Origin of the sequence: Mycoplasma sp. 2704 (genome assembly GCF_034863285.1) — a bacterium.
Classification (GTDB): Bacteria; Bacillota_I; Bacilli_A; order Mycoplasmatales; family Metamycoplasmataceae; genus Mycoplasmopsis.
Window position 1 is genome coordinate 227,723 of the sequence record NZ_JAYFFD010000001.1, and the last position, 13,176, is coordinate 240,898.

15 protein-coding genes are annotated in these 13,176 nt (G+C 26.1%); 3 read left to right on the forward strand and 12 right to left on the reverse strand.

The genetic code is table 4. From position 1 onward, the window contains the following. The first annotated feature begins 231 nt into the window (after positions 1-231). On the forward strand, positions 232-1,368 hold the full coding sequence (locus tag VBM90_RS00645) for a ComEC/Rec2 family competence protein (RefSeq protein WP_323176478.1): 1,137 nt from the start codon (positions 232-234) through the stop codon (positions 1,366-1,368). Further along, the gene (gene recU, locus VBM90_RS00650; protein WP_257089540.1) at positions 1,358-1,852 is read left to right on the forward strand and encodes a Holliday junction resolvase RecU; all 495 of its coding nucleotides are present in this window, start codon (positions 1,358-1,360) and stop codon (positions 1,850-1,852) included. The genes VBM90_RS00645 and recU overlap by 11 nt, the downstream gene beginning before the upstream one ends. Here the strand turns inward: recU and VBM90_RS00655 are convergent. The 7 genes from VBM90_RS00655 to VBM90_RS00685 all read right to left on the reverse strand — a co-directional run bounded on the left by VBM90_RS00655 (position 1,849) and on the right by VBM90_RS00685 (position 8,113). After that, a complete protein-coding gene (locus tag VBM90_RS00655; RefSeq protein ID WP_257089537.1) occupies positions 1,849-2,145 on the reverse strand; it encodes an HU family DNA-binding protein in 297 nt (98 codons plus the stop codon). The genes recU and VBM90_RS00655 overlap by 4 nt on opposite strands. A gap of 84 nt (positions 2,146-2,229) precedes the next feature. Further along, positions 2,230-3,063, reverse strand: coding sequence for a GNAT family N-acetyltransferase (locus VBM90_RS00660; protein WP_323176479.1), 834 nt, complete (start codon positions 3,061-3,063; stop codon positions 2,230-2,232). 46 nt (positions 3,064-3,109) lie between these two features. After that, on the reverse strand, positions 3,110-4,204 hold the full coding sequence (locus VBM90_RS00665) for a YihY/virulence factor BrkB family protein (protein ID WP_323176480.1): 1,095 nt from the start codon (positions 4,202-4,204) through the stop codon (positions 3,110-3,112). Continuing rightward, the gene (gene gatB / locus VBM90_RS00670; protein WP_323176481.1) at positions 4,179-5,609 is read right to left on the reverse strand and encodes an Asp-tRNA(Asn)/Glu-tRNA(Gln) amidotransferase subunit GatB; all 1,431 of its coding nucleotides are present in this window, start codon (positions 5,607-5,609) and stop codon (positions 4,179-4,181) included. The genes VBM90_RS00665 and gatB overlap by 26 nt, the downstream gene beginning before the upstream one ends. Then, the gene (locus tag VBM90_RS00675; RefSeq protein ID WP_323176482.1) at positions 5,602-6,930 is read right to left on the reverse strand and encodes an amidase family protein; all 1,329 of its coding nucleotides are present in this window, start codon (positions 6,928-6,930) and stop codon (positions 5,602-5,604) included. Before VBM90_RS00675 ends, gatB begins: the two co-directional genes overlap by 8 nt. Next, complete coding sequence (locus VBM90_RS00680; RefSeq protein WP_323176483.1) at positions 6,930-7,232, reverse strand: glutamyl-tRNA amidotransferase; 303 nt, start codon at positions 7,230-7,232, stop codon at positions 6,930-6,932. Before VBM90_RS00680 ends, VBM90_RS00675 begins: the two co-directional genes overlap by 1 nt. 2 nt (positions 7,233-7,234) lie before the next feature. Beyond that, positions 7,235-8,113, reverse strand: coding sequence for an RluA family pseudouridine synthase (locus VBM90_RS00685; protein ID WP_323176484.1), 879 nt, complete (start codon positions 8,111-8,113; stop codon positions 7,235-7,237). A 269-nt stretch (positions 8,114-8,382) separates the two neighbouring features. Between VBM90_RS00685 and VBM90_RS00690 the strand changes: the two genes are divergently transcribed. Then, positions 8,383-8,688, forward strand: coding sequence for a hypothetical protein (locus VBM90_RS00690; RefSeq protein ID WP_323176485.1), 306 nt, complete (start codon positions 8,383-8,385; stop codon positions 8,686-8,688). A 118-nt stretch (positions 8,689-8,806) separates the two neighbouring features. On the opposite strand, the gene scpB is transcribed toward VBM90_RS00690, so the two are convergent. The 5 genes from scpB to VBM90_RS00715 are packed head-to-tail and all read right to left on the reverse strand — an operon-like array spanning position 8,807 to position 13,067. After that, positions 8,807-9,379: an SMC-Scp complex subunit ScpB gene (gene scpB / locus VBM90_RS00695; protein WP_323176486.1), complete on the reverse strand. Its 573-nt coding sequence runs from the start codon at positions 9,377-9,379 to the stop codon at positions 8,807-8,809. Continuing rightward, entirely contained in the window at positions 9,369-10,139 is a 771-nt protein-coding gene (locus VBM90_RS00700; RefSeq protein WP_323176487.1) for a segregation/condensation protein A, read from the reverse strand. The genes scpB and VBM90_RS00700 overlap by 11 nt, the downstream gene beginning before the upstream one ends. Continuing rightward, entirely contained in the window at positions 10,129-10,902 is a 774-nt protein-coding gene (locus VBM90_RS00705) for a lysophospholipid acyltransferase family protein (RefSeq protein ID WP_323176488.1), read from the reverse strand. The genes VBM90_RS00700 and VBM90_RS00705 overlap by 11 nt, the downstream gene beginning before the upstream one ends. After that, entirely contained in the window at positions 10,889-11,215 is a 327-nt protein-coding gene (locus VBM90_RS00710; protein ID WP_323176489.1) for a 4'-phosphopantetheinyl transferase superfamily protein, read from the reverse strand. The genes VBM90_RS00705 and VBM90_RS00710 overlap by 14 nt, the downstream gene beginning before the upstream one ends. 55 nt (positions 11,216-11,270) lie before the next feature. Then, entirely contained in the window at positions 11,271-13,067 is a 1,797-nt protein-coding gene (locus VBM90_RS00715) for a hypothetical protein (protein ID WP_323176490.1), read from the reverse strand. Positions 13,068-13,176: the final 109 nt, after the last annotated feature.

Consider the following 13,176-nt stretch of genomic DNA (forward strand, 5'->3'; position numbering starts at 1 on the left):
TTCTTTTTAATTTTATCTGTATTTTGTTTATTGCTAGTTACTTCTGATTTAATTTTATTAGTATATTTAATTCCACTCTTTATTTTTTCCATTATTTTAAAAAGAAATGACTTCGTAATTTTGTTAGCAATATTATTAACATTTTTGATATTTTTTAATCTTAAACATATCATTATAAATGCATGATTCTACAGTAATAAAGGTGTCTCCGAATCTTACACAGTGATTGATATGTCGGATAAAGCTCTTTATGTTGAGGATAAATTTATGAACAAATTCATACTCAACAGGTCTGAATTAAAATCTGTCAAAGACCAAATAACTATCTATTCAAAAATATTTATTTTAGGAACATTGAAGGAAGTTAAAGAAAAATCAAATTACTTGCTAGCTAATGAAATTGATTTTTTAATTAAACCTAACAAAGTTATTGTTGTTAATGATTGATTCAATTTAAGACATATGTTTTATAACTATTTTCTAAACAAAAATAAAGCATATTCTGATTTTATTTTCCCATTAATTTTTGGTATAAACACATCTACAAATAATGAAACATTAACTAACTTAAAAGAAATGGGAGTAGTTCATTTAATGATTGTTAGCGGTCTACACCTGGGTACTATTTACGTATTCGTTAGAATGATATTTTCAAAATTTGATAAATATGGAATCTTACAAATTCTTATACTTACTATTTATTTTCTATTTTGCAAGAAATCAGTGTCAATCATAAGAACTTATTTATTTATACTTGTCATTCATTTTTGAAAAATATTTAAAAAAGATCAAGAATTGAATGTCGGTTGTCCATTATTCGTAATAGCATTTTTATTCTTATCTTTTAGGCCTTATAGTGTTATGAACTTAGGTTATTGACTATCATATATTTTGACTATCGTTATGTTAAATGTAGATTTGGATAAATTTTGAAAACCTAAAAAATGAAAGCAAAAAGCAACAAACTTCTTTGCAGGTTATTTCGTACCCTGATTCATTTCTATATCCATAATTAGTGCATATATAAGAGAAATTAGTTTAATATCTTATGTTTACTCAATTATTTTGACACCAATATTTCAGTTTTTAATTATTTTCTTTACCTTAACTTTACCAATAACTTTTATTGCAGTTCCATTTGCTGAGTTAGCGCAATCTTTCATCCAGCTATTATCAAAAGCAAATGTTACATATAAGTTTTATTATCAATTTTGATACTGCATAATTTATCCTTTTATATACATTTATATTTCCAGATTAATGTTCTTAAAAATGAAAAGATTAGAGAAAGTCAGATCATCTGACTTTATAAAACATAGGATAGCTGAACTTGAATTAAGAATGGAGAAATTAGAATATGCAAATTAGTTCAAATAATAAAAATAGAGGGATGTTTTTAGAAAAAATAATCAACAACACTATAGCTTATTTATGACAAGAGAACATTGCATTCATTGAGAAAAAGAGCACTCCTCTTGATATAAAAAATATTCAATCAAAGACTAAAAATAATGTCTTGGGTTCATTTAGAATTAAGAAATCAACAGTGGATTACATAGGTATGTATAATGGTCAATTTATTTGTTTTGAAGCCAAGAGTACAAATAATAATTCACTCACTAAAAAATTATTTAAGAAACATCAAATCGAATATTTAAACCTTATACATAGCAATAAAGGCATTTCTTTTGCTATTGTGTACTTTTCATTATATGATGAGTTCTACAAAATAACTGTTCCAGAATTATTACAATATTTTAAAAATAAAAGTAGTGTCAAATATGAAGAAATAAAAAGAAATTCTAAAAAGTTATTTTTAGAATTTCCTGGATATTTAACATTTTTAAATTAAGCTTTAAAATCTATTAATTCACGTAAGTATTTTGAAGGTGTATATTTAACAACACGTCTTTGTGGAACCACAATAAAATCAGCATCATTTTCTGATTTTTTGAATTTGTTTACCATTTTTCTTTGTGGTTTAACTGTTGTTGAAAAAATTCCTAAATGTGATAATCTAACTTTATCTTCCATGATTAATTGTTCTTTAAGAACGAAAACCATAGCATCGAAAACTCTTTCAACATCTCTTGGTGTCATTTCAGCACGATCTGCAACTTCTAAAATGTATTCTTTTTTAGTCATTTCAATGTCTCCTTTTAAAAGCTTGTAATAACAATATTATAATACAAAAAAACTTTTTTCCACAATTTTTAGGGATAAAAGTAATTATTTTTGTTTGATTGTAGGTTTAACTTTTGTTAAAGCGATCTTATCATAATCTTTGAAGCCAAGTCCATAATACATAGCACCTGCAATTTTGTTACTGAAAAACAAAACAGGTGTTTTTTCTATGTATAGTATCCTTTCGCAAATGTTCATTACACAATCCTTTGCATAGCCTTTCTTTCTTGCTTCAGGAATTGTGAAAACACCTCCGATCATAACTGCATCTTTTGATTGACAGTTAATCGATGCATGTGATAAAACTTTCTCATTTTCGTCTTTTAGCACATATCCTCAATATGCACCTTTTTCAAATGATCTTTTTAAGTGTTTAATATCAAGCGCATGTGATGATAGTCCTGCAAATTCAGGAATTAATCTTCTACTTTCAACGATATTTTCCAGATCTGAAATTTTAATCATTGTTGATTTTAAATTGGTCGGTTTCTTAAAATCTTTTTTATTCAAAGTTAAAACATATTGATAAGTAGGTACAATATTATTCCCAATAATTACTGATAATGCATTATTTAATTCGTTATAAAGTTCTTTTTGATAGACAAAGTTCTTGATATTATATTTTTTAACAATATTCTCTAAATCTTCGTATTTACCTCTTAATTTTCTTCCGAAAATTAACAATGTATCATGGAATCTATAAAAAATTAAAACAGGTCTTTCATTTACATAATCAATGTAACTATCAATATTTTCGCCTTCTAGACCAAATGTTTCAATATCTGCAATTAACATCATATTAAGGTATTTATCTTGTGTATAAAGGAATTCTAAAATTCTATCTTTATAGTCATTAGTTAGCTTTAACATTTTTCTCATATTTTAATTATACTCTTTTGCAATAAAAATAACCAGTATATACTGGTTAAATAAATCAATTTCTCTTTGTGATTGTTCTCTCACTAATGTAGTTTTTATAGTATGCATTATTGAAAGCAATACCTAAGAACATAAAGTAAACAACTCAGTTTATAAAGAATGCAATTGTAAGGAAGAACCCTACAGGACCGCCATATTTGTCATAGTTAATGTGTTGATTAATTGTTTTAAACAATAATACTAATAAAACAATTGGAGTGGTTGATAAGATAGCTCCTTTATAAATAGATTTAATGGTTAACTTAAATGATGGAATAAGTTTGAATAAACCAACTAACATTACAAACACAAAAACAAATGAAATTAATATATAAACAAACGTATTTAATCAAATCGTTCCATTATATTTTTCTGTTATTTTTGTTTCAATGATGATATCGATGGTTGAGAAAAATCAGAATAATATTGATACAAATAAAACTAAGAATAATCCTTTTATTTTATTACCTCAATATGAACCAATTTTATTATGTTTGTAAATATAGTTATTTGCTGAAATTAATTTTCCGTATCCTGTGCTTGATATATATAGTGATGATAAAAATAGGAAAATGTTAGGTAACAATGCTTGTAAATTGAAAGCAGATGTACCTTGATCTTTCATTTGAATGCTTTGTAAGTAGTTTTGTGACCCAGGGATGAATCTTGACATAATAATTGTTATGAAGTTATCTTGGAAGTTACTTCCAACTAGATTGTTATAGCCTGGAATAAAACCGAAAAATATGTTTAACAAGAAAACCACATATATTACAGGGACAAATGATATTAATAAGTAAAATGCAGTAGACAATCAAATAAAGTTATATTCACTACTTGTGAATTTACTATATACATTATCCACCACTTTTAAACGTTTTCTATGATCTGATTCATTTCTAACTCAAATCAGTATGCTTGCGAAAAATCTAATCAAGCATTTTTTGATTATAAACTCATAAATCTTTGAGAAAAATGTAAATCTTTCAGGAAAAATTAAGTTTTGATGAAAGGTTTTTTTAGTTTTTTTAGTTACATTTTTAAGTTTTATTAACTTATTATAATCAGTGTTTGTATTAGTTTTTTTGTTTAATAAACTCATTGATTTTTTCTAAAACAATATCATTTGACAACTGTGGATTAACTTGTCCATTAGTTTCTTTCATTAATGCGCCAAGTATAAATTTAATAACTCTTTCAGGTCTAGTTTCATATTCATCTAACATTGAAATATTATTTTTAATAATTGTATCTATATAACTTGCAATAATATTTTTATCTGTTATTTGTTTTAATTTGTGCGCATCTAATAAGTCATTTATGTCACCTTCATAACTTGGTAATAGTGTTATAAGTTTTTTAAGCGACTTGCTTGAAATAACTTCTTGATCTAATAATTGTAAACTTTGAACTAAATATTCAGGTTTAATATCAAGATCAAAAACGTGTTTATTTTGTGCATTTGCTAATGAAACTACTTCTGAGAAGAAAATTTTTGATAAAGCTTCCTTATTATCATAATCAATAGAGTCAAAGTAATTAGCTAATGGTATATCATCAATTAAACTGTTAATGTAAATATCTGCAATATTTGCATCTTTATATCTTTTTACTTTTTGGTTTGGAAGCTCATTTAATTTAACATTATTAATAAATGCTTGAGATAACTTAATGATCGGAATGTTTGGATCTGCAAAATATTTGTAATCAACAGAACCTGTTTTAGTTCTCATGACCACGTTTGTGTTAGTTTGATCATCAAAACGTTTTGTTTGTTGTAATATCTCTTCACCTTTAAGAAGTTTTTCTTTTTGAATTTTAATTTCATTATCAATTGCTTTTTTGATGTTAGAAATTGAGTTCATATTTTTTATTTCAACTTTTGTACCAAATTTATCTACACCATAAGGTTTAAGCGAAATATTAATATCAGCTCTTAATGTCCCTTGTTCTAACTTACCTTCAGAAATATCTAAAAATTGCACAATTTTTCTAATCATATCAACATATAATGCAGCTTCCTCGCCGCTTCTAATCACTGGGTAAGTAACAATTTCAATTAAAGGGATTCCGGCTCTATTATAATCCAGTTTTGTAACTAAATCATCGTGGTGTTGTCTTGCAGTATCCTCTTCAAGGTGAATTCTTTCAATACCGATTTGTTTTAATCCATCTGAAGTTTGAATTTCTACATAACCATTGCTTCCGATTGGTCTAAAAAACTGTGTAATTTGATAACCTTTTGGTAAATCTGGATAAAAGTAGTTTTTTCTATCAAAATGTAATTCATCATCAATTTGCATGTTAAGAGCTTTTGCAAGTTTGATTCCGTATTCAACTGCTTTTTTATTAACTTGAGGCAATGTTCCTGGGTAAGCTAAGTCAATTTGGTGCGCTTTTGTATTAGGTTCTGCATTAAAGTCAATTCCGGCTGGTGAAAACATTTTTGTTTTAGTTTTTAATTCAACATGAATTTCAATTCCTATAATAGTTTCAAAATTATTCATTTAAATCTCCTATAAGTTCTTCAAAGTATTCTGCATAACCTAATAATTTTTCATCTGAATATAATTTTGTTTCAAGAGCTAAGTTATATGGCATATTTTCATATTCCCCTAATGGAATTGTTATTGATGGGTGACCTGATAAATTTGCACCAGTTAAAATAAAGTCCATAACACCATTTTTTGATTTATCTTCAAATAATGGAGCAATACCTACGTAAGCCGGAAAGATTAAAACATCGCCTTGTGTTTTTAAGTCCTCAAAGTATTTAGTAATAACTCTTCTGGCTTTTTGAGCTTTAATAAAAATTTCTTCTTGATTTTCTGAATATAAAAAGTAACTTCCTAAACTTAATCTCTCTTGAACCATTTTTCCAAATTTTTGACTTCTTGTATTAAACATAACTTCTTCTCAAGAGTTTCCATCAACCCTTGAACCAAAAGCTATTCCATTTAAGTTAGCTAAATTTGAACTAGCTTCAGAGAAAGAAATGATTTTGTAAACAATAGAAATTGTGTTTAAAATATCAAAATCTGGCTGCATTAATTTGACTTCTATACCTTGCTCTCTTAATTTTTCGAGTAACTGGTTAAATCTTGCATTCACATAATCTTTTGTTAATGAACTAAAATCAAGAGCGACTACTGATTTTGGTTTTGTTTTAATTACATTGTTTATTTGAACATCAACTGAAGTCATATCTTTGTCATCTTTACCAAAAACAGCTTTTGCAGTAATGATTGCATCATTTACATTATGGGTAAAGTAAGCAACTGTATCTAATGATGAAGCATAAGCAAACATTCCATATCTACTAATTGCACCATATGATGGTTTAAATCCTACTAAACCATTGAATGAAGCAGGTAATCTAACACTATCTCCAGTATCTGAACCTAAGGCAATTCCTATATTTTTTGTCATTGTTGCAGCTGAACCTGATGAAGAACCACCAACATAACGTTTAGCATCCTTAGGGTTAACTATTAAACCATAAGCACTATGAGTTCCTGTACCTCCTAAAGCTAATTCATCATTATTAACCTTAGCAACCGGAATTGCACCATTTTGTAAAAGTCTTTCAACAACAGTAGCATTGTAATAAGGTTTGAAGTTTTCTAAAATCTTACTTGAAGCTCTAGTGATTTTATCTTCTGTGGCAAAAACATCTTTGATAGTTAAAACAACACCATTAAGTAGATTTTTTGAATTTGAAACTTGTTCTGATTTTTCATATAAGCAGCTAACTGCATTATTGTTATCATTTTGAAGTTCATTGTATGCAGTTTCAAAATTACCTTTATTTAAAAATTCTCTACTCATTATTTAACCACCTTTGTAAGTAAAATAAAGTCACTATCTTTTTCTTTTGCATTATCTAAAATGTTTTCTTTTGAAACAGAATAACTCATATCTTCAATATCCTCACGTAAGAGTTCTAAAATAGGCTGCTCATTAATTCTTTCCATTGGTTTTACATTTAATAAATCAAGTTTGTCAAGAAGTTTAATTCCATCTTGAATATCTTTTCAAATTAACAAAATTTGCTCTTGAACTTCTTTAGTAGGTTCAAACATTAATGATTTAACTATTTGGTTTAATTTTTCAATATCTAATTTTTCCATAATTAACCTTTCTTTCAATTAGGTAGGCAATATAACTCTAAATCATTTAAATAACTTAAATTATTCTTCATATTTTTATATTTAACACAATATGAATGTAACATTAATCTAGTTTCTTTTTTACCACGATACTTTTTGTCACCGTAAATAGGAAAACCTAAATTTGATAAAGTCACACGAATTTGGTGCTTTCTACCTGTTTTAATTTGTGCAATTTTTCGATTTTTTTCTGAATAAAATAAAGTTGTCGCTTGCTTAGCGTCTCTTATATTACTTTTTGCAACTTTCATTTTTTTATTTGATTCATCTTTGTAAATTCAATTGTTAACTACAAAAGGTTTATGTTCAGAAAAGTTATCTAACTTAATATCACTGATGAAAATATATTTTTTAATGATGAATTCACTATTATCATTCAATTGTCTAGCGGCCTCATAAGTTTTAGCATAAGTGATGATCCCACTTGTTTCTTTATCCAAACGACCGACGTGCGTTGGTTTAAAACTATCTGTAGGTACATATTTTAAATATGATAAAACTTGTTCATCTAATGAATCATCTTCATCGTGAACTGAAATTCCAGTCCCTTTATTTAAAACTAAAATATTTTCATCTTCATATAAAACTTTCAAATTAACTGGAGTTGATTTTTTAACTTCATATTCTTGATGCAAATCAGATTCACTTAAACCATAAATAGTGATAGTATCATTCTCATTTACAATTTGATTTTTTTGAATTTTTCTTAATCCATTTATTTTAATTTCATTTTTCCTAAATAACTTTTCAACAAATCCTTTACTTAAATTAGGCAAATATTTTTGAATAAGTTTTAAAATTGTTCTTCCTGAATCATTTAATGTTGCTTTTATTTCTATCATTTCTACCTGCTTTATTAATGTAATTATATTTTTTTATTTTATTAAATAAAATAAAAAATGTAATATCAATACTTTTAGTTAAAACATATTTTTTACCACCTAATAAAGTATTGAACAACATACAAAATGGATATTAAAATTGCTAAAAATATAGTCTCCAAGACTTAAACGAAAGTTATATATTTTATCTAAATTAAATTTAATTTATATAAAGGGGACGAATTAAACTTAGAAAATTATTAATTTTATCAGGTGTTTTAGCACCTACTATGACTATCACAGGATTTGCTATATCATGTTCCTCAATAGAACCAGAAGATAAAATCACAGATGAAGAAAGAACACAATTTACTGCAGTATTACAATCAGCTTATTCTCAATTACCTGAGAATAGTGTCATAGACACATTACCTTCACGAATGGCAAGCAAAATTAGAGAAATCAAATCAATATGTGAGACTTGATTGAATAAGTTAAAATCTTCTCAAGCAATTTCTAGAAAAGAAATTGAGGAGTCTTCTAAGAAAATCTATCAAATAAGTTTACCAACCGCTTCAGCTTTAATTGCTTCATAAAAATATTTTAATATGAAACGGACAAAGCATACTCTTTGTTCGTTTTAGTCACTTTTATCAGAAAAATAAAAATTACTATCACTAAATTTGTGATAGTAATTTTGCATCTTGAATATAATTATTCTTCTCTTTGACTTCCGAATAAGTCAAAGTCTTGATTTTCATCTTCTACACCTTCTACATAGTTAAATTCAGTCATTTTAGGCAAGTCCCTCATACTTGTTAATTTGAAGTGATCATAGAATTTGTTTGTAACTCCATATAGAACAGGGTTACCTGGTGTAGGAGAAATCCCGACTTCTTCAATAACACCTTTCATTAAAAGTGTATTAACAACTTGATCAGATGCAACACCTCTAATTGATGCAATTTGACCTTTTGTAACTGGTTGTTTGTAAGCGATGATACCAGCGACTTCGATAGCAGCATTTGATAATCTTTGTTTTTTAACAACTGAAACCATTTTTGTAACATAATCTTTGAATGTTTCTCTAGTTGCTAATTTGTAAACATCATTGAAGTTAACTACTTTAAGCGCTCTTTCTAAGTCATTAAACTCTCTTAAGAAATCTTGCATTACTTTTTTAGCTTCAGCTAAAGTAGCTAGTGAGAAAATGTCTTTAACTTGTTCTAAGTTAAGTCCATCATCTCCTTGAATGTATAATAGTGCTTCTAAAATTTTATTTTTCATCGTAAAGTTCTCCTCTAATAATTGAGATTTCTTCAAATTCTTTTTCTTGAATTATTTTTAAATATTGTTCTTTAGCTAAAACTAATACAGCAAGCAATGTAACAACAAAGTGTCCCATACTTGGTTGTGAAAAGACCATTTGGAAAGTTAATTTTTCATGTTTTCTAAGTAACTCTTTAATCATTCCATATTGATCAGATGGTGATAGTTTAAATGTTTCTAATTTTGCTGTTCTAAGTTTTTGAGCATAAACTCTTTCAAACATTTTTCTTAAAACAGCAATTAATTTAACTGGGTTAGAATGACCGTCTAACCTAGTGTCATTGGTATCAACGATAAATTCATCAACATTTGATGGATCTTTGATGAAAATATCTTGTCTATCTAATTCATATGTTTTAAGAGCTTCTTTAATCGATTTAAATTGTTCATATTCAGCTAACTGTCTCAAAATTTGTCTTTTATCTTCTTCAATTTCTTCAGGGATTTCTTGTCCTGGTTCTTGTATTGCCATAGCTGCTTTGATTTTAAGTAATGTAGCAGCCATAACTAAATAATCAGCAGCTAAATCAATATCTTGCTCTTTTAATTGAGAAATAATTTCTAAATATCTATCTGCTATTTCTACTAAGTTAATTTCATTAATACTGATCTTTTTATCTTTAACTAATGCAAGTAATAAATCTAATGGTCCATCAAAATTAAACTTTTCAACTTTAAAGCTATATTCTGAATCGTAATTTGTGTAATTAGTTTTCATCTTTTTCCTTCAATAATTCTGACTCAATTAAGCCTTTAACTCTTTCTGCTAATTTTGATGTTTCTTGATTCATAAATGTAGATGGTTTTAATGCTGGTAAAAATTTAACAGTAACTTGCTGTCTTTGCTTTTTGTGCACACTATCAGAACCTAAAGAGTTTATTATTACAGTAGGAATAATTGCCATATAATCTTTTTGTGCAACTCTAAATGCACCAGCTTTAAACTCACCTAAACCTTCACTTTTCACTCTTGTTCCCTCAGGAAAAATTACACCATATGTTTTTTGAACTTTAACAAATGCACCGAAATCTCCTAATGCATTTAAACTGTTTTTAATACTCTTTCTGTCAATAAAAACAGTGTCTAAAAGTGACAAAGTATCCTTAACTATTTTTTTCTTTTGTAGCTCGCTCTTAGCTAAAAAAGTAGGCATCATAGCTTTAGCACCTTGTTCATATGATTGTTGCTCTGTAGCTTTCATTAAGATTAAAGAGTCAAAGTTTGACTTATGGTTAGCCACTAATAACACAGAACCATTTTGTGGAAGGTTTTCATATCCCTCAATTTTTACATCCACATTGTAAAGGTTTAACATTTTTTTAGAAAGTTTGAGTAAGAAAGCATATCTTTCGATTAATTTACTTGTTTCAGGTGATTTTCTATATTTTCTAGCTTTTCATTTAATTAAAAAGTATCTGAATAATCACACTGGTGAAAATAAAATCATCTTAAAAATTACATTTACATTATATTTTTTCATTTTTCTCCTTAGAAATAGCAACGGAAATAACTAAATTATCAACATATGTAATAGAAATACAGAAGTTTTTAAATTCTCAAATATTGTTTTTTTTAACTAAATCAATATTACGAAAATCGATGTAGCTATTATCAATTTTGTAAATAGATTCTTTAATAGCTCATGCTCTGGCGAGAAATTTAGCTTTCAAATTTTGATCAGTTATTTGATTATATTCTGCTAATTCTTGCGTTGATAAAACTCTATTTATAAAAGATGTTTTTTTATTAATAAATCTATTAATATTAGTTGCATCCACACCTATTTTGAACATGTTTTATATTATATAAAATTATTTGATAAAAGGAGTATAAAATAGACTTTTTTACCTATGTAATAGGTGTATTAGTATCATCACTGTCTTCTTTGATTAATGCTCATTTCAAGATTTTTGCAAACTGATCATATTTGTTTAAAAAGTTAAAGAATACATCATCTTCTTTCGAATTCTGAAGGTTATATTTAATTTCACTACTGAATTTGTTAGTTTCATTAAATATAATTAATTGTAAAATTTCCGATGTACTAAATTCATCACAAATACAATATGGATTTGAACGAATAAATAAGTTTATTATATATTTTAATATTTTAATTATTGAGATAGCTATTAAATTAGTAAATAGAAATCCATTCATATCTTCAAATGATTTCAGAAACTTTTTATAACTACTTATCAATATATTCATCATTTGACTATTTTCATAGTTATCTACATCATTTTTTAATATATCAATTAAATCTTTCTTTTTAGGTATTTTGAAATTTGTAAAAGCGAAATGTAAACCTAAATTCTTATTATCTCTACGAATTTTCTCTCATAATTTTGGAGCTTCATAACCATCTTTTATATTGATAATGTTCTTAATTTTTGAATATTTCATTTCTTTTTCACAATATTCATCTGGTTCAATATTATTTAAACTACTTACATCAAAATTGTCATCCCTATTTTCTACGAAATTTATCAATTTGTTGAAATAAATTAAATCCTGTTTATCTATATTGATTTTATCTTTAGAACTTTCTATGTATAAGTAATTTAGACGATTTAATGGTTTCTTAGAAATAATATTTACTTTATTACTATCTTTTCTACTAAAAACTCTAGATCAAACTGTATTTATTCTCTTTTTGTAATGGTCATTTAATTTTTCAGTAAATATATTTTTAGAATACATAATATATTTAGCGACTGACTTATTAAGCTCCTTACTTTTACTTGATAAGTTCTCAATGTCAAGAGGTCAATCATAAGGAATAACTGAAATACTTTTATCATCTCTTTTATATAACTGAATAGTATCTAAAATTAGTTTATCCTTATCTGCATAAGGAAGATGTTTGAATAAGAAAACATTAATAGGTATACCTACTCAATTTGTATGTGTTATTATAGTGTAATGTTCATCTGATGTTTTTATCATTTGATTTAAATTATTGAAAATAAATTTCTTATTTTTGAAATGCTTTTCCGTAATATTTGTAATATGTAAGTAAATGTATTTATTGAATTTGTGAATTCTGTCTCTTTTTGTGAAGTTATGAACAAATCTATTTAAATTTTGCAAAATAATTTCTTTATTTTGATTTACTTTCTCAAATAAAATGTCATTAATGAACTCATCATTAGTATTTGCAGGATTATATTTTGAAATTTTTTCATTCAGTAAATCAATATTTGATATTTTATTCGAAATGATATCTGTTATGACTTTGTAAAATAATTTATGATCTATATCTTTTGTTTTGAATAGTAATCTCATTTCTTTAAACAAGATATCAAATAAGTCAAAACCTATAAATCTATATGATAACTTATCATTATCTTTATTTATTAATTCTAATCTTTGCTTCACAAAATATAAAATAAATTTTACATCTTGAAAATAAATGAATTTCTTCAATTCTTTATTTACTCTTTCAATTTTATTCTCAAATTCAGATGATAATTCTTCATTCGTCAACTTCACTACAAGGGTATTTGATGCATTAATCACATTACCTATTTGCCTTCTGCGTAAATAAAGTTTGTTTAATTCTTTGTCTTTCTTTAACTGAAGATGTCATTGTTGGCGTCTTTTTACGTTTCTTTTAGAAATATTTGTTCTTTTGATTTTTGTCATATATTAAAATTATAATATTTTTTAATAAAATAAAAAAACACCATTAAAGGTGCTAAATATTCTTTGAAAACTGAATAGTTATTTTAATAATTCATTAAAATGTCTGAAT